Source organism: Microbacterium sp. P2_F9, from assembly GCF_056403635.1.
Genome location: NZ_JBFUFC010000010.1, coordinates 1 through 20,821, shown reverse-complemented (window position 1 = coordinate 20,821; position 20,821 = coordinate 1). Strand labels below are relative to the sequence as shown.

Here is a 20,821-nt window from a genome sequence, read left to right as displayed (position 1 = left end):
AAGACATGACGACGCCTCCAGACTCTTCCCGCGTCCGCCAGGTGCGGCCGGCGACCGAAGGATGGAAGCAGAAGAAGGATGACGAAGGCCGGCCGCTGCTGCAGTTCGCGTCGCCGAAACGAGGCAAGCCGCCGGTGCATCTCGCCGACCTGACCCCCGACGAGCGCGTCTCGAAGGTCAAGGAGCTGGGCCTGCCCGGATTCCGGGCGAAGCAGCTCGAGAAGCACTACTTCACACACTGGACGCATCACCCGGCAGACATGACCGATCTGCCCACCGAGGGCCGCGACGAATTCGTGCACGGGATGCTGCCGCCGCTGCTCACGGAGGTGCGACGCCTGGAGTCCGACCGTGGAGACACGATCAAGTTCCTCTGGAAGCTGCACGACGGCGCGCTCGTCGAATCGGTGCTCATGCGCTACCCCGGCCGCATCACGCTGTGCGTGTCTTCGCAGGCCGGCTGTGGCATGAACTGCCCGTTCTGCGCGACCGGACAGGCGGGGCTCACCCGCAACATGTCGGCCGCGGAGATCATCGAGCAGATCGTCCGCGCGAACCGCCTGATCGCCGACGGCGGCCTCGGCGGAAAGAAGAAGGACGACCACTCCGCCGAGCGCGTCTCGAACATCGTGTTCATGGGCATGGGCGAGCCGCTCGCCAACTACGCCCGCGTCATGCAGGCCGTCCGCGTCATGACCGACAAGCAGCACGGTCTCGGCATGAGCGCCCGCGGCATCACCGTCTCGACCGTGGGGCTGGTGCCTGCGATCATCAAGCTCGCCGACGAAGACGTCCCCGTCACCTTCGCGCTGTCGCTGCACGCCCCCGACGACCAGCTGCGCGACGAGCTCATCCCGGTGAACTCCCGGTGGAAGGTCGACGAGGCCCTCGACGCAGCGCGCAACTACTTCGACAAGACCGGACGCCGCGTCTCGATCGAGTACGCGCTCATCAAGGACATGAACGACCACGCCTGGCGGGCCGACCTGCTCGCCGAGAAGCTGAACGCCCGCGGGCGCGGCTGGGTGCACGTCAACCCGATCCCGCTGAACCCGACCCCTGGCTCGATCTGGACCGCATCCGAGGTGCCGGTGCAGAACGAATTCGTCCGCAGGCTCAACGCCGCCGGCATCCCGACCACCCTCCGCGACACCCGCGGCAAAGAGATCGACGGCGCCTGCGGCCAGCTCGTCGCGACCGAAGACGACCAGCAGGCCGCGGCCGCGACCCCCGAAGAGGACTGACGGGACGGATGCCGCGGGTCGCGGCATCCGGTTCGTCCCGCGCGACGCCGACCCCTTCGCCCGCCGCTAGCGTTGAGGGATGGTTCAGTATCGCTATCTCGGCAACAGTGGATTCAAGGTCTCGGAGATCACCTACGGCAACTGGGTGACCCACGGCTCGCAGGTGGGCGACGAGGCGGCGATCTCCACCGTGCACGCCGCACTCGACGCCGGCATCACCACATTCGACACCGCCGACACCTACGCGAACACCGCTGCCGAGGTCGTCCTCGGCAAGGCCCTGTCGGGGCAGCGCCGCGAAGGGCTCGAGATCCTCACGAAGGTCTACTGGCCGATCGGACCCAAGGGACCGAACGACGGCGGCCTCAGCCGCAAGCACATCCTCGACGGCATCAACGGGTCGCTGAAGCGTCTCGACACCGACTACGTCGACCTCTTCCAGGCGCACCGCTACGACTACGAGACGCCCATCGAAGAGACGATGCAGGCGTTCGCGGACGTCGTGCGCCAGGGCAAAGCCCTCTATATCGGCGTCTCGGAGTGGACGGCCGAGCAGCTCCGCGAAGGCCACGCCCTGTCGAAGCAGCTCGGGTTCCAGCTGGTCTCGAACCAGCCCCAGTACTCCGCACTGTGGCGCGTGATCGAAGAGAAGGTCGTGCCGACCTCGGAAGAGCTCGGCATCTCGCAGATCGTCTGGTCGCCGATGGCGCAGGGCGTGCTCAGCGGCAAGTACCTGCCCGGCCAGCCCGTGCCCGAGGGCTCGCGCGCCACCGACGAGAAGAGCGGCGCGATGTTCATCCAGCGCCTGCTGCGCGACGACGTGCTCGAGGCTGTGCAGCGGCTGAAGCCCGTCGCCGCCGAGGCCGGCCTCACGATGCCGCAGCTCGCGATCGCGTGGGTGCTGCAGAACCCGAACGTGTCGGCGGCGCTGGTCGGGGCATCCCGTCCGGAGCAGATCGCGTCGAACGTCGCCGCGTCCGGGGTGAAGCTCGACGCCGACACGATGACCGCGATCGATGAGGCGCTCGGCGGCGTCGTCGAACGCGACCCCGAGAAGACCTACGAGGTCTCGCCGAAGACCCGCCCCTGGTAAGGCCTGACGTGCCCGTCCATAGTGCAGGGCTGCTCCTCTACCGGCTCACGCCGGATCCGGAGGTGCTGATCGCGCACATGGGCGGGCCGTTCTGGTCCGCGAAAGACGAGGCGGCCTGGTCGATCCCGAAGGGGGAGTACGACCCGGATGCCGAGGCCGAACTCGACGCCGCGCTGCGGGAGTTCCGCGAAGAGCTGGGCGTCGAACCCCCGCCGGGCCCGTACGCCGGGCTCGGGGTCTTCCCGTACTCGTCGGGCAAGCGGCTCACGGTGTTCGTCGCGGACGGCGCCGGCTTCGATCCGCCCCTCGAAGGATTCGGCGAGTTCGAGCTGGAGTGGCCGCCGCGGTCGGGCCGGATGCAGTCCTTCCCCGAGGTCGACCGGGCGGAATGGGTGTCGCTGACCCAGGCGCGGGACCGGCTCGTGAAGGGCCAGCGGCCCGCGCTCGATGCGCTCGAGGAGCATCTCGCCGCGGCATCCTGAACCCTCTTGTCGTACCCCCTGATCAGAATCACACTGGCAGGAGCAGGTTTCGACGAGAGGACACGACATGGCCCACGGCGACATCACGCACATCGATATTCCGGTCAGCGACCTCAAGGCCGCGCAGACCTTCTACTCGAGGCTCTTCGGGTGGCAGATCGCCGAATCGCCGGGGTTCGAGGGCTACCCGATGTGGCAGGCTCCGAACAAGATCAGCGGCGGTGGGCTCGCGCCGCGCGACGACGGGTTCACGCAGCCGCGGTCGTACGTCGAGGTCGACTCGATCGACGAGACGCTCGCCGCGGCGGTCGAGGCCGGCGCCACCGTAACGATGGCGAAGACGGAGATCAGCCCGACCAGCTGGTGGGCCGTGATCGACGACCCGGACGGCAACGCGATCGGACTCTACGAGGGAACCACCTGACGCTGGCCGCGGTGCGTCACGCCTCGACCTCGGCCGGACCGGAGTGCTGATCCGGCATCGCTCGAGCCTGGCGAACCACCTCCCACTCTGCGAGCAGCTTAGGCATGCTGTCCGAGAGGAATCGGAAGAACGCAGACATCTCGCGCGCGCGCTCGACGGACTGCGGCGCTTCGGAATTCTCGTCGGCCACGGCATCGATGAAGTCGCCGAGCATCCCGTAGAGCGGGGTGTTGCCCGAGACCACCGTGTGCCAGCCGTCGTCGATGAGGTCGTAGCGGTCGCGGCGATCGCCCGCGCGCGAGAGCCGGTGCACGATGCGGAGCGTCTGCAGGTACCGCACCGCCCCCGATACGGCCGCGGCTGAAACCCCGAGCCGGTCTGCGAGCTCAGCGGCCGAATAGCCCTCATCGGGGGAGCCGACGAGGGCCATCATGACGCGCGACGCCATCCGTGGCATTCCCGCCGCGGTCAGCATCGCGGCGGCGCGCTCAGCGGCCTCGGCCCCCGGGTAGGTCGGGGCGGTCGGGTCGGTCATCGTCCTTATCCGCCCGTCGCCAGTTCGCGCCGGCGCATGAGCGCGATCGCCCCCGCCCCGACGACGACCACGACGGCGATGAGCCACCACAGTCCGTTGAGTTCGACGCCGTCCATCGTCACCTTCGGTGCCGCTTCGAGCGGCGAGAGCTTCGCCATCCAATCCGGGAACCCGAACAGGGGGCCGAACAGTCCGAAGATCGCACCGACCGCGATGAGCGTCCATCCCACCGCGATGGTCGCCCGGGGAGCCAGGACGAAGACCAGCGCCGTCAGGACGAGGAAGACGGATGCCGCGGCCAGCTGCCCGAAGGCGGTGACCAGGATGGTCTCCATCAGATCCGAGCCACCGTCCACCGAGGCCAAGCCGAGCGTGGCGCCGACCACACCTGCCACGACGACGAGGACCATCGCGATGAAGGCCACAACGAGGTAGTCGACCAGCCAGCGCACGCGACCGACGGCCGCGGACAGCACTGGTTCTGCTGTGCCGTGCGCCTCTTCCTGACGGGCGCGGATCACGATCTGCACCGCGGCGCAGGCGGCGAAGATCCCGAGCATCAGAAAGAAGACCGAGACGGTCGCCTGCTCGAGGCTGCCGTCGCTGCCCCCGATCTTCTCCAGGATGTTCACGATCGCGGGGTTGTCGCCGCTGACCTGGTCGACGACCGACGCGAGCGAGGTCGAGAGCATCCCGGTGAGCAGCCCGCCGATCGTCCAGCCGAGGATCGTGCCCCAGGTCAGGCGCCAGACGAGCCCGGTCGGGGTCGACAGCAGTGGTCCCGCCTCCGCGCGCCCGAGCCGCTCGGGGACGAATCCCTCTCCGAGATCACGCACCGACTGGAGCGCGATGGCGACGCCGGCGAGGACGAGTCCGAAGACGAGGGCGAGGACGCCGGGCCAAAGGTTGTTGTCGGCGTAGGCGCGGGTGTTCTCGCCCCAGCCGAAGGGCGAGAGCCACGTCAGCCACGAGCTCTCCATCCGCTGCAGGTCGTCGCTCGGCGTGCCGAGCGCATTGCCGATGCCGCACAACAGGAAGGTGATGACGAGCGTCCACACCGCGAGCGAGTTGGCGCCGCGCGACGTGCGCATGATCTGGCCGGCGATGAGTCCGATGCCGAGGAAGGCGACGCCGACAGCCCCGACGGCGAAGCCGGCGACTTTCGCACCGGCGATGTTCGCCTCGGTCATTTCGAGTCCGGTCGCGAGGAACCCGAGCGTCGTGAATGCGGCGAGGAGGAAGTTCGCGATGAGCCCATGGATCAGGGTCGCCACCACGGGGGTCGTGCGACCGGCGGGTGTCGCGGAGACCAGCTCCGCGCGCCCCTGCTCCTCGTCCATGCGCGTGTGCCGCACGGCGAGGAAGGTGCTCATGAAGGCTGCGAGCATCGCCAGCCAGGGGAAGATCAGGAAGACCATGAGCTGGCCCTGCTCGGCGCCCGAAGGCAGACCGCGGAAGAGCAGGATGACGGGGTTCGCCATCACCGTCACGAGAAGTGCTTGGCGTTCCTGCAGCTCGCCATAGGACTGCGAGACCCCGGCGTACGCGGCGTACGCGAAAAACCCCGTGCCGATGGTCCAGATCAGCAGCTGCTTCCAGTCGCGCCGCATCCGCTGCCGCAGCAGCGGCAGGAGGCCGTTCATCGCCGCGATCCGGTCGCTGAGCCTGTCGAAGCGTCGAGCGCCGTCAGATCGTCGCCATAGTGCCGGAGGAACAGCTCCTCGAGCGAGGGCGGTTCGATCCGGAGACCCTCGACGTTTCGCTGCGCGAGGACGGGGAGGATGCCGTTCACGGCGTCGCTGTCGACGGTGAACCGAGCCCGGCCCTCAGACACGGTCACGTCGTGGGCCCCGGCGATGGCATCCGGCGACGTGGTGGCGTCGAACGAGACCTCGGTGCGGGTGAGGTGGCGCAGCTCTGCGAGCGTCCCGGACTCGACGATCTTGCCTGCGCGGATGATGCTCACCCGGTCGCACAGCAGCTCGACCTCGGACAGGATGTGGCTGGAGAGCAGCACGGTGGCCCCCGCCGCGCGGAGCCGGTCGATCTCCGCGCGGAAGACGACCTCCATGAGCGGGTCGAGGCCGCTCGTCGGCTCGTCGAAGACGTACAGGTCGGCGGGCACCGACAGTGCCGAGATCAGGGCGACCTTCTGCCGGTTGCCCTTCGAGTAGGCGCGACCTTTCTTGCGCGGGTCGAACTGGAACTCGTGCATGAGGCGTTCCTTCTCGGCCTTGTAGCCGGCATCGCGCCGAGGGGCGCCGCGCAGCCGCGCGAGAAGGTCGATCGCCTCCCCGCCTGAGAGATTCGGCCAGAGGCTGACATCGCCGGGCACCGAGGCGATGCGGCGATGCAGTGAGACGGCGTCGCGCCACGGGTCGCCGCCGAAGACGGTCGCCTCCCCTGAGGTGGCGCGGGCGAGCCCGAGCAGCACGCGGATGGTGGTGGACTTCCCCGCGCCGTTCGGGCCGAGGAAGCCGTGGATCTGCCCGGCTTCGACGTCGAGGTCGAGCCCGTCGAGTGCGCGGACCTTTCCGTAGCGCTTGACGAGCCCTTTGGTGTGAATGACGGTAGCCATGCGCGCGAGCGTACGCCCATTTCATGAATTTGTGAATAGAGCAAAGAACGTGAATTCACCCGCACGCTTCGAGGCCGGGGAGGATCGGGTATGTATACGCTTACCTGCGAAGTGACGCGTAATCAGCTGGCAGGGTGCATCTATGTATACAATCAGGAAGTAAATCTCAAGGAGGTGAGTCGGATGCGAGCAAGCGATCGCGCCTACGGCACTCTTCTCGATGAGATCCAGTCCGGAAACCTTGCCCCTGGCACAGTCCTGGGCGAAGTCGAGCAGGCGATGCGCCTCGGCGTCAGCCGCACACCGCTGCGCGAGGCGATCGGCCGGCTGGCCGCGGACGGGCTCGTCGTCCAGCAGTCGCCGCGTGTGACCGTGGTGAGCGACGTAGACGCGGAYGACATCCGGGAGCTCTTCGAGGCTCGCCGCGCGCTCGAGGAGACGGTGGCGCGGCTCGCCGCCGAACGCGGAGACCCCGCGACCTTCGCGGCGCTCGCCGCCGAGTTCACGGCGGAGATCCTCGACGGCGACACCGCGACCGACGAGTACTACGACCTGATCGCGCGGTTCGACGCAACCCTCGACGCCGCCGTCGCCAACGACTACCTCACCGCTGCGCTGCGCACGATCCGCACCCATCTCGTGCGGGTGCGCCGGCTCGCGCGCGATAATCCCGGCCGGCTCGCGGCATCCGTCGCCGAACACCGGCTGATCGCGTCGGCGATCGCGGCGCGCGACGCCGATCTGGCCGCGCACGCCACCCATGTCCACCTGCACAACGCGCTGACGAACATCCTCGACTCGGTCGAGGGTGCCCCGGCAGCCGCCACCGGCACGAACACCGGCAACAGAGTCCGAGGAGCAGCATGACCGTCATCCACCACACCCGCGTGCACCGCAGCGACGAGAACCTCGAGCGCGAAGGACAGCTGGCCTGGCACATCGCCGAGGTCGCAGCCGACCCGGTCGAGGTGCAGCCCGAGGTCGTCGACATGATCATCAACCGGGTCATCGACAACGCCGCCGTCGCCGCGGCATCCCTCACCCGCGCGCCGGTGAGCGCAGCCCGCCAGCAGGCGCTCGACCACGCGGTGTCGATCGGCGGCCGTGGGTCGACCGTGTTCGGCTGCCCCATCGAGCGGCACACCAGCCCGGAGTGGGCGGCATGGGCGAACGGCGTCGCCGTGCGCGAACTCGACTACCACGACACCTTCCTCGCCGCCGAGTACTCGCACCCCGGCGACAACATCCCGCCGATCCTCGCTGTCGCCCAGCACGTCGGAGCCGACGGTGCGGCGCTCGTCCGCGGCATCGCCACCGGGTACGAGATCCAGATGGACCTGGTGYGCGCGATCTGCCTGCACAAGCACAAGATCGAMCACGTCGCCCACCTCGGCCCCTCGGCCGCCGCCGGCATCGGCACGCTCCTCGGGCTCGACGTCGAGACGATCTACCAGGCCGTCGGCCAGGCGCTGCACACCACCACCGCCACGCGGCAGTCCCGCAAGGGCGAGATCTCGACGTGGAAGGCGCACGCTCCGGCCTTCGCCGGCAAGATGGCGGTCGAGGCCGTCGACCGCGCGATGCGCGGCGAGACCTCGCCGAGCCCGATCTACGAAGGCGAGGACGGCGTCATCGCGTGGCTGCTGGATGGACCGGATGCCGCGTACGAGGTGCCGCTGCCGGAGCCGGGCGAACCCAAGCGCGCGATCCTCGACTCGTACACGAAGGAGCACTCGGCCGAGTACCAGGCGCAGGCCTGGATCGACCTGGCGCGCAAGCTCCACGGCTCGAACCCGGAGCTGGCCGACCCGGCGAACATCGAGTCGATCGTCCTGCACACGAGCCATCACACCCACTACGTCATCGGGTCGGGCGCAGGCGACCCGCAGAAGTACGACCCGACGGCATCCCGCGAGACGCTCGACCACTCGATCCCGTACATCTTCACGGTCGCCCTGCAGGACGGTGCCTGGCACCACGTCGACTCGTACACGCCGGAGCGCGCCGCGCGGCCCGACACCGTCGAGCTGTGGCACAAGGTGACGACCGCCGAGGATGCCGAATGGACGCGCCGCTACCACTCCGACGACCCCGACGAGAAGGCGTTCGGCGGGCGGGTCGAGATCACCCTCACGAACGGCGAGACGATCATCGACGAGATCGCGGTCGCCGATGCGCACCCGCTCGGCGCCCGGCCGTTCGCCCGCGAGGACTACATCCGCAAGTTCCGGCTGCTCGCCGAGCCGGTGCTCGAGGCCGCCGAGATCGAGCGGTTCCTCGCCCTCGTCCAGCGCCTGCCCGAGCTGACGGTGGACGAGGTCAGCGAGCTCACGATCGTCGCCGCCATCGGCGTCCTGGCCGGTGCCCCCGCCCCGAAGGGGCTGTTCTGATGCTTTACGCACAGACCCCCGCGGCGGAGAAGCGGCGCCTGTTCCGGGAGCTTCTCGCCTCCGGTGAGCTCCTCCGCTTCCCCGGCGCGTTCAATCCGCTCTCCGCCCGGCTCATCGAGCAGAAGGGGTTCGAGGGCGTCTACATCTCGGGAGCGGTGCTGAGTGCCGACCTCGGCCTGCCTGACATCGGCCTCACCACGCTCACCGAGGTCGCCGGCCGCGGGCAGCAGATCGCCCGCATGACCGAGCTTCCGGCGATCATCGACGCCGACACCGGGTTCGGCGAGCCCATGAACGTCGCCCGCACCATCCAGACCCTCGAGGACGCGGGCCTTGCCGGCACCCACATCGAGGACCAGATCAACCCGAAGCGCTGCGGCCACCTCGACGGCAAGTCCGTCGTCGACGAGGACACCGCGGTCAAGCGCATCCGCGCCGCCGCCGATGCCCGCCGCGACCCGAACTTCCTGATCATGGCGCGGACCGACATCCGCGCCGTTGAAGGATTGGATTCCGCGATCGACCGCGCGAAGGCGCTCGTGGATGCCGGGGCCGATGCGATCTTCCCCGAGGCGATGCGGGACCTCCGCGAGTTCGAGGCGATGCGGACGGCGCTGGACGTGCCGATCCTCGCGAACATGACCGAGTTCGGAAAGAGCGAGCTGTTCTCCTCGGCCCAGCTGCAGGGCGCGGGGGTCAATATCGTCATCTGGCCGGTGTCACTCCTGCGCATCGCGATGGGCGCCGCCGGCCGAGGTCTCGATACGCTCCTCGAAGAGGGTCATCTCACCTCGAAGCTCGGCGAGATGCAGCACCGCGCCGAGCTCTACGACTTGATCGACTACGAGGCCTACAACCACTTCGACACTTCGGTGTTCAACTTCCAGATTCAGCACTGAGGAGCGCCAGCATGACCGAACCGACCGACATCAAGAAGGGCCTCGTCGGCGTCTACGCCGACTACACGGCCGTCAGCAAGGTCAACCCCGACACGAACTCGCTGCTGTACCGGGGCTACCCCGTGCAGGAGCTGGCCGCGACGCAGTCGTTCGAGGCCGTCGCGTACCTGCTCTGGTACGGCGAGCTTCCCACCGACGAGCAGCTCGCGGAGTTCACGGCCGAGGAGCGCGCCCACCGAGCCCTCGACGACGCGATCAAGCAGACGATCGACCTGCTGCCGCTCGACGCCCATCCGATGGATGTCCTGCGCACGGCCGTCTCGGTGGTCGGGGCATCCGATCCCGCTGCGTACGACACCTCGCGCGAGTCCGACCTCGGCAAGTCGCGGCGCCTGTTCGCGAAGCTGCCGGCCATGGTCGCCTACGATCAGCGGCGTCGGCGCGGCCAGGAGCTCGTCGAGCCGCGCGCGGATCTGGACTACTCGCACAACTTCCTCTGGATGACGTTCGGCGAGGAGCCCGACCCCGTCGTCGCCGCAGCGTTCAACGTGTCGATGATCATGTACGCCGAGCACTCCTTCAACGCGTCCACCTTCACGGCCCGCGTGATCACCTCGACGATCGCCGACCTCTACTCCGCCGTCGTCGGTGCGATCGGCGCGCTCAAGGGTCCGCTGCACGGTGGTGCGAACGAGGCCGTCATGCACATCTTCGACGAGATCGGGTCGGCGGAGAACGTCAAGCCCTGGCTGGACGCCGCCATCGCCGAGAAGCGCAAGGTGATGGGCTTCGGTCACCGCGTCTACAAGCACGGCGACTCGCGCGTGCCGACGATGAAGGCCGCGCTCGACACTCTGGTGGAGCACTACGACGCCGACGATCTCGCCGCCCTGTACGAGGAGCTGGAGTCCGAGTTCGTCGCCCGCAAGGGGATCTACCCGAACCTCGACTACCCGTCGGGACCGGCGTACCACCTGATCGGCTTCGACACCTTGACCTTCACGCCCCTGTTCGTCGCGGCGCGGGTCACAGGGTGGACGGCGCACATCATGGAGCAGGCGGCATCCAACGCGCTCATCCGCCCGCTGTCGGCCTACAACGGCCCGGATGAGCGGCACATCGAGGGCTACGTTCCGGATGCCGTCACCGCGTCGATCACGACCCGTCCGGCGGAGTCGGCCGACGTCTGATCCCCGACGGTCGCCCTGAGCAGAGGGAAGAGAACATGAGCACGACCGCTGTCATCGTCGATGTCGTCCGCACCCCGTCGGGGCGTGGAAAGCCGGGCGGAGCGCTCTCCGGCGAGCACCCCGTCGATCTCGCTGCCGTGGTGCTGCGCGCGGTGCTCGAGCGCAACGGCCTCGAGTCGCGCCAGATCGACGACGTGCTGATGGGCTGCGTCAGCCAGGTGGCCGACCAGTCGATGAACATCGGCCGGCAGGCCGTACTCGCGGCGGGGTTCGACGAGTCCGTGCCGGCCACGACGATCGACCGGCAATGCGGCTCGAGCCAGCAGGCGGCGCACTTCGCCGCGCAGGGGGTCATCGCGGGCGCGTACGACATCGTGATCGCGGCCGGCGTCGAGTCGATGAGCCGCGTCCCCCTCGGCTCGTCGGGCACGGGCGGAACATTCGCACCTGGCCTCGCCGCCCGCTACCCCGAAGGCCCGGTCAATCAGGGTGTCTCAGCCGAGCTCATCGCGCACAGGTGGGGCCTCTCGCGGCGGGAGCTCGACGAATTCTCCGCCGAATCCCATCGACGGGCGGCGGATGCCTGGGCCCATGGCCGATTCACCTCCCAGGTGGTGCCCGTCCAGACTGCGCACGGAACCGTCTCGACCGATGAGACCGTGCGGCCAGCGACGACCGCCGACGGGCTCGCCAGACTTCGCTCTCCGTTCCACACCGACGAGGTCGCCGCGCGCTTCCCCGATCTGGAGTGGAACATCACCGCGGGCAGTTCGTCGCCGCTCACGGACGCGGCATCCGCTGTTCTGATCATGAGCGAGGAGCGCGCGCTCCAGCTGGGCCTCACCCCCCGCGCGCGGTTCCACTCCTTCGCCGTCGTCGGCGACGACCCCCTGTTCATGCTCACCGGGCCCATCCCGGCCACGCGCCGCATCCTCGAGCGCAGCGGACTCTCGCTCGACGAGATCGACGCGTACGAGGTCAACGAGGCGTTCGCGTCGGTGCCGCTCGCCTGGGCGAAGGAGCTCGGGGCCGATCCGGCGAAGCTCAACCCCTGGGGTGGGGCGATCGCGCTCGGCCACGCCGTGGGCGCTTCGGGCACGCGCCTCCTCGGCACGCTGCTTGCGCACCTCGAGGCGACCGGCGGTCGCTACGGGCTGCAGACCGTGTGCGAGGGCGGCGGCATGGCCAACGCCACGATCATCGAGCGGCTCTGAGCGCCTGCCTCACCTGCCGGGATCGATGGCGGCGAGGCATCACGCCTAGGTCAGCCGACCATCGGCGATCTCGAGCAGGCGATCGGCGCGGCCGAGCAGCTTCGGGTCGTGGGTCGTCACGATCGCCGCGACCTCGTGCTCGTGCACGAGTGCGGCGATGAGGTCCATCATCGCCGCCCCGGTGCGGGAGTCGAGCTGACCGGTCGGCTCATCGGCGATCAGCACGGCGGGCCGGTTGGCGAGGGCGCGTGCGATGCCGACCCGCTGGCGCTGTCCGCCCGAGAGCTCGTCGGGGCGCTGTGCCCCGTGCTTGGACAGCCCCACGCTCTCGAGCAGCTCCCGCACCCGAGCGGTGCGCTCGGCGACCGGCGTGCCGATCAGCCGCAGCGGCACCTCCACGTTCTCGGCGGCGGTGAGCATCGGCAGCAGCGCGAAGGACTGGAACACGAAGCCGAGGTCGCGCCGGCGCAGCTCGACCAGCTCGCTCTCCGGTGTCGCCGTGAGTTCGCTGTCTCGCAGCCACACGCGCCCGCTGGTCGGGGCATCCAGCCCGCCCAGGATGTTGAGGAGCGTCGTCTTGCCCGAACCGGACGGCCCGCGCAGCATGAGGAGCTCGCCCGCGTGCAGCTCGACCGAGACGTCGGCGACCGCGTGCACCTCGTTCGGCGCGCTGCCGTAGGTCTTGGTCACGCCGGCGCTGCGCAGCACGGCCCTGTCGTCGGTCATGCGTCGTCCTCGGCTTCGCCCGTCGGATGCACCTGCACGTGATCGGTCTCGAGTTCGAGACGCACCAGGTTTCGCAGGGCGAGGTGGGTCAGATACTCCTGGGGCAGCTGCAGGCGCCCGACGCGGTCGAGCACCGCGTACTCCCGGGCGATGTGCTGCTGCACGCCCTCGTGGTCGGTGCGCACCGAGCGCAGCACCTCGGTCGAGGTGCGACCGTCGCGGATCTGGATCGTCCGGCGCACATGGCCGGAGACCGCCTCGTCGTGCGTGACGATGAGCACCGTCACGCCGAGCCGCTCATTGATCTCGCGGAGCAGCTCGAGGATCTGAGCGGATGCCGCTTCGTCGAGCTCACCCGTCGGCTCGTCTGCGAGCAGCACCCGGGGTGCGTTGGCCAGGGCGACGGCGATCGCGACCCGCTGCCGCTGGCCTCCGGAGAGCTCACCCGGGGTGCGGTCGCGCAGCGCGGTGAGGCCGAGCACCTCGAGCATGCCATCGACCCGTGCGGCGCGGAGCGAGCGAGGCGAGCGGGCCACGGTGAGAGCCATCGTGATGTTCTCGGAGGCGGTGAGGAACGGCAGCAGATTGCGCTCGGTCTGCTGGAAGACGAACCCGACGGTCTCCCGCCGATAGCGTGTGCGCTCAGCCCCGCGCATCGACAGCAGATCGTGGCCGTCGACCGTGGCCGACCCTGCTGTCGGGGTGTCGAGCCCCGACAGGATCGTGAGGAGCGTCGACTTGCCCGAGCCCGACGCACCGACGATTGCGGTCAGTTCGCCCGCCTCGATCTCGAGATTGAGCCCCTGCAGGGCCTGCACCTCGACGCCCTGCGCGGAGAAGATCCGCACGAGGTCGACACAACTGATCTGAGAGGTCATTCGGCTCCCATCCTGATCCGGTACCCGGGCGATCGTCGGCGCGCGACCCTGGTGGCGATCGCCGCGGCAACGGCGGTCGCGGCCGCGAAGGCGAGCGCGATGGCCGCCGTGACGGGCGCGTCCACGCGCGCCGCCGGTGAGCTCCTGGCGCCGACGATCGACGTCAGGTCCAGGGCGGCGCTGAGCACGAACACCTCCGCGACCCCGAGCGCGACGCCTGCGACGATCGCGACGACGACCACGGGCACGATCTCCCATGCCACGAGGCCACGCACCTGGCTGGCCGAGAATCCCAGCACCCGCAGCACCCCGACCGTCCGGCTGCGGGTTCGCGCGGCGGCGATCACGGCCAGCACGATCGCGACGATGCAGAAGAGCAGCGGCAGTGCGGCGGCCGCGGCGAGGACCGCGAAGACTGCGACGACGAGCGGGTGCCCGGCGCTGAGTGCGGGCGCGTCRCCGCCGGGCACGGGCTCGGCGGCGAGCGCATCGGCGAGTGAGGCCGCCACTCCGGCCGAGAAGACGGCGATCGAGACGCCGACGATCAGCGCGAACGCCGCGGCGAAGCCGAGGGACGGCGCGCGCACGGCGTGTGCCGAGCCCACCAGTCCAACGGCCCCGCGGGCTCGGCTGGCCGCGCGCTGGGCCGCCGCCATGAGCCACGGGTAGGCCCTCAGCACCCCCACCGTGACGGCAGCCGCGATGAGAAGGGGCGCGGCGGCGACGAGGGGATCGATCCCCGCGCCGGCAGGCGCGACGCCGCGACGGAACAGCAGGAAGACGGATGCGGCGGCCAGGCCGGTGACGAGCACCTCGACGACCCACCGGATGCTCGTCCGGCGGCGAGGCCGGTCGGCGGCCGCGGGCACCGCGAGGGCGAACAGGAGGGGCGGCGTCGCGGCGACGAGCACCGCGGGCCAGAGATCGAGCATGGTCGTCCGGCCGCCCGTCGCCGCGAATGCGGCGGCAGCCCCGAGCGCGGCCGCGGGGACGGCGAGCACCGCGCCCTCGACCATCATCGCCGTGCGCAGCTGCAGTCCGCTGGCGCCGCGAGCCCGAGCGAGAGCCAGCGCGGTCGAACGGCGGTCGGCGATCGAACCCGCGGCCAGTGCGAGCACCGCGAGCATCACTCCGAGCGGACCGGCGAGGAGCAGCGCCAGCAGCGCCGTGGTCACCGTGACCCGCGCGGTGACCTGGTCGAGATCCAATGCGAGCCGTGGCGTGAACAGCAGCGTCTCGTTCGAGGGCAGCAGGATGCTCTGGGAGCTGAGCTGACGGATCTGCTCCGCGATGACCGGCAGGTCGGCGAACGCGACCTCGTCGATCAGCACCGGGTACCACGCCTCGAGGCGTGCGATCTTGAACCGCTGCGGGAGGGCGGCCGTCGATGCGGGAGCGATCAGCGCGTCGAGGGAGTAGCTCGGCCTTCCATCGTCGCCGCGGCCCGGCGCCGGGCTCTGCAGGAGCGACAGATGCCCCCAGAACGGGTCGCCCGGATCGGCGGGTTCGTACAGGCCGGAGACCGCATACGTGGCAGTGTCGGTGTCGATGACATCGCCGACGACCAGCCCGACCTGACGGGCGGCGGCGACCGACAGTGCGATTTCAACCGGGGTATGCGACGACGGCTCGCCCTCTTCGCTTTCGGCTGCCGCCCCCGGCGTCGGCGCGACACCCTCGACAAAGGTGATGAGCTCGCGCCACTGCGGAGCCGCCACCAGACCGAGCACCGGTGCGGCGGTCAGGTCCCGGTCATCCCGCACCGTCGCGAACTCACGCGTAGACATCGCCGCCCATTGCGGCGCGCCGAGGAGGGAGGCGAGCGGTTCGCTCAGACCGTGTCCGACGCCCTCGACTGTCGTGGTGATCGCCGTGAAGTCGCGCTCCGGATCGGAGGTCACCTCGGCGCGCCCGCTCGGGTAGCTGAACGGCGCCGAAGCGGTGAGGTCATGGCGGAGTGCGGAGTATTCGGTCAGCGTGTGCCGCACTTCGCGGTCGGCCACCTGAGCGAGCGCGCCGGGGCCGACGGTCACGAGCAGCGAGCCCACCGCGACCACGGCCGCGACGATCACGGCGAGGGGCAGGTCGGTCGCGGCCTGCCGGGTCAGCAGCCCCCACGCACCACGGCGCTCCCGGCTCATCCTTCGGCTTCCTGGAGCGTGAGCGACCGGGCACTTCGTTCCGTGAGCACTCCCGCGATCGCTATGACCACCGTCACCGCGATCAGGAGCGCACCTAGGGCGGTGGCACCTGTGACGGGATCCCACTGCACTGGCGTCAGGATGTTCGGGTACGCACCGGGGATCGCGGCGCGGGCCAGAGTTGCCACGACGACGAGGAGCGTCACGGTTCCGGCGGCCACCCCGCAGATCGCCCCCCAGCCGGTGATGAGGGCGAGTTCGCCTCGTCGCACCCCGCCCTGCTGGCCCGAAGAGAGCCCGACTGCCCGGAGCACCGCGATCTCGTGTCGTCGCTCGCGCTGCTGGCCGGCGCATACGGCGACGAGACCCGCGATCGCGAGCACCGAGCCGGCGCCGGCCGCGAGCCACAGCGCCGTCGCCCCGGCGGCGAGCATCGGCAGATCGGGCTCCGCACCGAGTTCGCGGACCCGGACGGACGCGGGCAGCAGCGCGCGCAGCGACTCCGCGCTCTCGCTCGCACGGGTCGATCCCACCCACACGGTCGCGGCGGGCTCGGGACCGACAGCGGTCCGGAGCGCCTCGGCATCGATCACCGAGCCGTCGATCATGACCGCTGACGGGTCATGGCTGCCCGGGATCGCCGGGGTGATCGCCGCTACGACGGTCTGCAGGGGGATCGTGGCGGGCGGAACGGTGATCGCGATCGACGACCCGATCTCGGCCCCGATGCGCTCGGCGAGCGTCTCCGAGATCGCGATCGGGCTGACACCCGCCGCAGGGAGCAGGCGCAGCACCGCGCCGCTGCCGCGCAGCAGACCCTTGGCGGCGATTTCGGCCCGCGACATGAGAGCGCCCCCGTCGCGGAAGGCGGCCAGGGTCGAGGGCACCGGACTCACCGCCCCCGCGTCGGTTGTGACCGATTCCACGGCAATGAGGGATTCGTCGGTCGTGGCTGCGGCATCGTCGCCGGTCGGCGCGAGATCGATCGCGGCCAGCCGCCACGGTGTCCGGTCCTCGGACGGGAGCACGGCGGTGGCGACTCCTGGTGTCGACGTGGTGAGGGTCAGCTTCTCGAGCCGACCCCACGCGTCCGTGAGCCAGACGGACTCGGCGATGGCCGGTGACGACCCCACGTCGACGCTGACCGTGGTCGCCCCGTCGGGAAGGATCGCGGCCGACGGCGAGGGGATCGCGACCGACACGGCGACGGGGTCGATGAGGCCCCGTCCGTCCGCCATCAGGTCGGCGATCGCCGCCGGGGCGACACCCACCAGGCTCGCGCGGTCTCCGCCGATGCTGAACGACACGACGTGCACGGGGGCGAGCCCGACGACATCCGTCGCCGCCGCCGCACGATCGAGGTCAGCTTCCGCGACCCCGTCGAAACCGGCCGCGAGACGCAGCGCGGTCCCCGCCTCCAGCTCCTGCGTCTGGGTGAATGCCGCGGACCACGTCGCGCTGTACCCCGCCGCGACGATCAGCTGCCCCGCCGCGAGCCCGATCATGACGATGGCCGCAGCCGCTGCTCCGATGCGGCGGGACACGCCGCGCACGGCGAGTGCCATACCGGTCGTGCGCGTCGCCGTGCGCTCGGCCGCGCCCGCGAGCAGCGGGAATGCGTAGAGGCCGAGGAGCACTCCGCTCGCGAGGATGAGGGCCGGCGCGACGACCGTGATCGGGTCAACGCTCGTGCCGCCGATGCCCGTCCCGGTGATCGGCCCGTACGTGAGCAGCTGCCAGGTCGAGAGTCCCGCCGCGATGACGAGGAGCACGACCCCGCCCGCACCGGCGAACCTGCGCGCGCGACCCGCACGATCGGCTGCCCGCGCCGGACCCGCGGTGCGCGCCGCGCGGACCGCGAAGGCCAGCGCCGTCACCGCGATCACGGCGGCGGCTGCCCACCAGCCGGAGGCGAGAGCGGATGCCGCGGCATCCGTCCCTCCGGCATTCCACTGCAGCAGCGCGGCGACCGACACGCCCACCGCCGACCCGATCGCGGTCACCACCGCGGCTTCGGCGCCGGCGCGCACGGAGAGCGATGCGGTCGTCGCGCCCCGTGACCACAGCAGCGCCGTCTCGGTCGCCCTGGTGCGGGTGGTGAGGCCGGCGAGTTCCCAGAGGGTGAGCGCCGCGATCGCGGCGAGGGTGACGAGGGCGAGGGGGATCGCGGTCTGAAGCGCGGCGAGTCGTGTGCCGAGCTCACCCGCTGAGGCGAGGAACCGGCCGGACCGGACGCCGGTCTGAAGACCCGCAGCCTTCAGGGCGGCGGATGTCTCGTCCCACGCCTCATCGATCGCCGCCAGGTCGGTGGCCTGCAGGCGTCCCGCGTCGGGGATGATCGTCCAGTTGACCCAGGGCTCGGCGTTGAGCGTGCTCCAGAGGGACGGATCGATGATGATCGGGCCTACGGTGCTGCCATCGGCTCCCGTTGTCCACAACTCGTCGGCCATCCAGCGGGCGTCGTTCGCATCGGCCAGCCGCCACGTGCCGACGACGGTGACCTCGCGTCCTTCGATCGACAGCGTGTCGCCGGGGACCACTCCCAGTGCGGCAGCGGCATCCGCCTGCAGTGTCGCCTCGCCCGGATCCGAGCCCCATCGACCGGCCGCGATCTGCGCGTCGGAGTCCAGATGAGACGCGGTCGCGACACCGGCGCGCCGGGTGGCGGCGCCCGAATCGGCACCCGGATCCTCGAGCGCGATCACGCTCTGCACAGTCGATTCGATCGAGATCGGAATCGCGCGGGCTCCGTCATGGAAGACGTTGCGCAGGGTCTGGGCGGTCACGCGCGCCTGCTCGGCGGCATCGGGCGCCAGCGGCATCGTGATGCCCAGGGAGAGGTCGGTCGCAGGAGTCGCTGCCAGCGCACCGCGCACACCCGTCGTCGCCGAAGACGACAGGAAGCCGACTACTCCGGCGCAGACGCCGGTGATGATCGCACCGACCATGAAGAGGCCGATGAACAGGCTGGCACGCTGGCGCATGCGGAGGATCGTGAACAGGCCGTCCGTCCCCTCCATCGCCGCGCATCGATGCGCACYGAATCGAGGATAAGGCCCCGTTCCGCCGGGCGAGCGGGCCTCAGGGGAACGGCCCCCGCGCGCCACGGGATCCCAGGCGTGCACGCCGAGCGGAAGGGCGGCAGAGAAGGGTGAGTCCCGGACGACACCCGAAGTCGTCCGGGACTCACGCACCCGCCACTGCGAGGGCGGGCCATGCGCCGTAGCCGGCGCGGGGCGGAGACGCTCTGGGGATCAGCATCTCCGCGGGGTCGCTTCTGGTCTACCCGCGAAAGGTGTCGTCCGGGTGAACATTTCGGAAAGAGCCTGATCCATGGAGTCCCGACAAAATAGTAGGATGTCCATGTAAACTGATCAGCCTGACATCGACGTCTGGCGAGAGGACCACACAATGACCCCGGAGTCCGCGGTAGCCGAGGCATCCGCTCCACAACTGACCGCCGACGAGCGTGACGCGATCCTCGAGGCGGTGCGCGACTTCGCGCAGTCCGAGCTCGCGCCGCACGCGATCGAGTGGGACGCCGAGAAGCACTTCCCCCGCGAGGTCCTGCAGCGCGGCGGCGAACTCGGGCTCGGCGGGCTGTACGTCCGCGAAGACATCGGCGGGTCGGCTCTGCCGCGGTCGGTCGTGGTGCAGGTCATCGAGGAGCTCGCGAAGGCCGACCCGTCCATCGCCGCCTACATCTCGATCCACAACATGGTCGCGTGGATGATCGACTCCCACGGCAGCGATGCGCAGCGGCACGAGTGGCTGCCGCGGCTCACCGCGATGAACGACTTCGGCGCCTACTGCCTCACCGAGCCTGGGGCGGGATCGGATGCCGCGGCCATCGCCACGACCGCGATCCGGTCGGGCGACGACTACGTGCTGACGGGCGTCAAGCAGTTCATCTCCGGTGGGGGCGAGGCATCCGTCTATGTCGTGATGGCGCGCACGGGTGAACCAGGGGCGCGCGGAATCAGCGCCTTCCTCGTGCCGGACGATGCGCCGGGCCTCTCGTTCGGCGCGAACGAGCGGAAGATGGGGTGGAACGCCCAGCCGACGCGGCAGGTGATCCTCGACGAGGTGCGGGTGCCGGCGACGAGCCTGCTGGGGGCCGAAGGCCAGGGGTTCAAGATCGCGATGGCCGGCCTCAACGGCGGGCGCATCAACATCGCCGCGTGCTCGCTGGGCGGTGCGCAGTGGGCGCTCGAGCGGGCCACGCAGTACGTCAAGGAGCGGTTCACGTTCGGCGAGCCGCTCGCCGAACGGCAGTCCGTGGTCTTCACACTCGCCGACATGGCGACCGAGCTGCGCGCGGCGCGGGCGCTTGTGCGCGACGCCGCGATCGCGATGGACGAGAAGGCGCCGGATGCCGCGATGCAGTGCGCGATGGCCAAGCGCTTCGCCACCGATGCGGGGTTCCGGGTGGCCAACGAGGCACTCCAGCTGCACGGCGGCTACGGCTACCTGCAGGACTACGGCATCGAGAAGGTCGTGCGCGACCTCCGGGTGCACCAGATCCTCGAGGGCACGAACGAGATCATGCGCGTGATCATCGGCCGCGAGCTCCTCCGCTCCTGACCGCATGAAACGATGGGCCGCATGACTGAATACACGACGATCATCGTCGAGACGCGCGGGCGCGTCGGCTGGATCACCCTGAACCGTCCCGAGGCGCTCAACGCCCTCAACTCGCAGGTGATGAACGACATCGTCGTCGCGGCCACCGCGTTCGACGCCGACGAGGGCATCGGCGCCATCGTCGTGACCGGCTCCGAGCGCGCCTTCGCTGCCGGTGCCGACATCAAGGAGATGGAGTCCAAGACCGGGCTCGACATGATCATGGGCGACCACTTCGGCGCGTGGGGGCGGTTCGCCGCGGTCCGCACGCCGGTCATCGCCGCGGTCTCGGGGTACGCGCTCGGCGGCGGGTGCGAGCTCGCGATGATGTGCGACATCATCTACGCCGCCGACACCGCGAAGTTCGGCCAGCCCGAGATCAACCTCGGCGTCATCCCCGGCAT

The 20,821-nt window shown here is 70.0% G+C and carries 18 protein-coding genes; 11 read left to right on the top strand and 7 right to left on the bottom strand.

The genetic code is table 11. From position 1 onward, the window contains the following. Positions 1-5 precede the first annotated feature (5 nt). The 4 genes from rlmN to AC1DVT_RS02130 all read left to right on the top strand — a co-directional run bounded on the left by rlmN (position 6) and on the right by AC1DVT_RS02130 (position 3,243). Positions 6-1,244: a dual-specificity RNA methyltransferase RlmN gene (gene rlmN, locus AC1DVT_RS02145; RefSeq protein WP_477386120.1), complete on the top strand. Its 1,239-nt coding sequence runs from the start codon at positions 6-8 to the stop codon at positions 1,242-1,244. Between the two features lie 79 nt (positions 1,245-1,323). Continuing rightward, on the top strand, positions 1,324-2,337 hold the full coding sequence (locus AC1DVT_RS02140; RefSeq protein WP_477386118.1) for an aldo/keto reductase family protein: 1,014 nt from the start codon (positions 1,324-1,326) through the stop codon (positions 2,335-2,337). A gap of 8 nt (positions 2,338-2,345) precedes the next feature. Further along, a complete protein-coding gene (locus tag AC1DVT_RS02135; protein WP_477386116.1) occupies positions 2,346-2,819 on the top strand; it encodes an NUDIX hydrolase in 474 nt (157 codons plus the stop codon). Positions 2,820-2,886: 67 nt separating this feature from the next. Beyond that, positions 2,887-3,243 carry a VOC family protein gene (locus tag AC1DVT_RS02130; RefSeq protein WP_477386114.1) on the top strand — a complete coding sequence of 119 codons (357 nt, stop codon included), beginning with the start codon at positions 2,887-2,889 and terminating at the stop codon, positions 3,241-3,243. Between the two features lie 16 nt (positions 3,244-3,259). Here the strand turns inward: AC1DVT_RS02130 and AC1DVT_RS02125 are convergent, their stop codons facing one another. From AC1DVT_RS02125 to AC1DVT_RS02115, 3 genes are read right to left on the bottom strand one after another with little or no spacing between them, the layout of a single operon-like run. Beyond that, on the bottom strand, positions 3,260-3,778 hold the full coding sequence (locus AC1DVT_RS02125; protein WP_477386112.1) for a GbsR/MarR family transcriptional regulator: 519 nt from the start codon (positions 3,776-3,778) through the stop codon (positions 3,260-3,262). A 5-nt stretch (positions 3,779-3,783) separates the two neighbouring features. After that, a complete protein-coding gene (locus AC1DVT_RS02120) occupies positions 3,784-5,421 on the bottom strand; it encodes an ABC transporter permease (RefSeq protein WP_477386110.1) in 1,638 nt (545 codons plus the stop codon). Continuing rightward, on the bottom strand, positions 5,418-6,356 hold the full coding sequence (locus AC1DVT_RS02115; protein WP_477386108.1) for an ABC transporter ATP-binding protein: 939 nt from the start codon (positions 6,354-6,356) through the stop codon (positions 5,418-5,420). Before AC1DVT_RS02115 ends, AC1DVT_RS02120 begins: the two co-directional genes overlap by 4 nt. 183 nt (positions 6,357-6,539) lie before the next feature. On the opposite strand from AC1DVT_RS02115, the gene AC1DVT_RS02110 reads away from it, so the two are divergent. Genes AC1DVT_RS02110 through AC1DVT_RS02090 form a run of 5 tightly spaced genes read left to right on the top strand, consistent with a single transcriptional unit; the run spans position 6,540 to position 12,049 of the window. Next, positions 6,540-7,223 (top strand): GntR family transcriptional regulator, encoded by a 684-nt coding sequence (locus AC1DVT_RS02110; RefSeq protein WP_477386106.1) that lies wholly within the window; start codon positions 6,540-6,542, stop codon positions 7,221-7,223. After that, entirely contained in the window at positions 7,220-8,746 is a 1,527-nt protein-coding gene (locus AC1DVT_RS02105; protein ID WP_477386104.1) for an MmgE/PrpD family protein, read from the top strand. The genes AC1DVT_RS02110 and AC1DVT_RS02105 overlap by 4 nt, the downstream gene beginning before the upstream one ends. After that, positions 8,746-9,645, top strand: a complete 900-nt coding sequence (gene prpB, locus AC1DVT_RS02100) for a methylisocitrate lyase (RefSeq protein WP_477386102.1) — start codon at positions 8,746-8,748, stop codon at positions 9,643-9,645. Before AC1DVT_RS02105 ends, prpB begins: the two co-directional genes overlap by 1 nt. An 11-nt stretch (positions 9,646-9,656) precedes the next feature. After that, entirely contained in the window at positions 9,657-10,835 is a 1,179-nt protein-coding gene (locus AC1DVT_RS02095) for a bifunctional 2-methylcitrate synthase/citrate synthase (RefSeq protein ID WP_477386100.1), read from the top strand. A gap of 35 nt (positions 10,836-10,870) precedes the next feature. Beyond that, a complete protein-coding gene (locus AC1DVT_RS02090) occupies positions 10,871-12,049 on the top strand; it encodes a thiolase family protein (RefSeq protein ID WP_477386098.1) in 1,179 nt (392 codons plus the stop codon). A gap of 45 nt (positions 12,050-12,094) precedes the next feature. On the opposite strand, the gene AC1DVT_RS02085 is transcribed toward AC1DVT_RS02090, so the two are convergent. From AC1DVT_RS02085 to AC1DVT_RS02070, 4 genes are read right to left on the bottom strand one after another with little or no spacing between them, the layout of a single operon-like run. Continuing rightward, entirely contained in the window at positions 12,095-12,775 is a 681-nt protein-coding gene (locus tag AC1DVT_RS02085; protein ID WP_457099445.1) for an ABC transporter ATP-binding protein, read from the bottom strand. Next, positions 12,772-13,653: an ABC transporter ATP-binding protein gene (locus tag AC1DVT_RS02080; RefSeq protein WP_477386096.1), complete on the bottom strand. Its 882-nt coding sequence runs from the start codon at positions 13,651-13,653 to the stop codon at positions 12,772-12,774. Before AC1DVT_RS02080 ends, AC1DVT_RS02085 begins: the two co-directional genes overlap by 4 nt. After that, positions 13,650-15,794, bottom strand: a complete 2,145-nt coding sequence (locus AC1DVT_RS02075; RefSeq protein ID WP_477386094.1) for an FtsX-like permease family protein — start codon at positions 15,792-15,794, stop codon at positions 13,650-13,652. Before AC1DVT_RS02075 ends, AC1DVT_RS02080 begins: the two co-directional genes overlap by 4 nt. Next, the gene (locus tag AC1DVT_RS02070) at positions 15,791-18,814 is read right to left on the bottom strand and encodes an FtsX-like permease family protein (protein ID WP_477386092.1); all 3,024 of its coding nucleotides are present in this window, start codon (positions 18,812-18,814) and stop codon (positions 15,791-15,793) included. Before AC1DVT_RS02070 ends, AC1DVT_RS02075 begins: the two co-directional genes overlap by 4 nt. Positions 18,815-19,205: 391 nt before the next feature. On the opposite strand from AC1DVT_RS02070, the gene AC1DVT_RS02065 reads away from it, so the two are divergent. Together AC1DVT_RS02065 and AC1DVT_RS02060 are read left to right on the top strand one after the other, a co-directional pair. Further along, entirely contained in the window at positions 19,206-20,378 is a 1,173-nt protein-coding gene (locus tag AC1DVT_RS02065) for an acyl-CoA dehydrogenase family protein (protein WP_477386090.1), read from the top strand. A gap of 21 nt (positions 20,379-20,399) precedes the next feature. Beyond that, positions 20,400-20,821: enoyl-CoA hydratase-related protein (locus AC1DVT_RS02060; RefSeq protein ID WP_477386088.1), on the top strand; the 422-nt coding region annotated here is incomplete at its 3' end.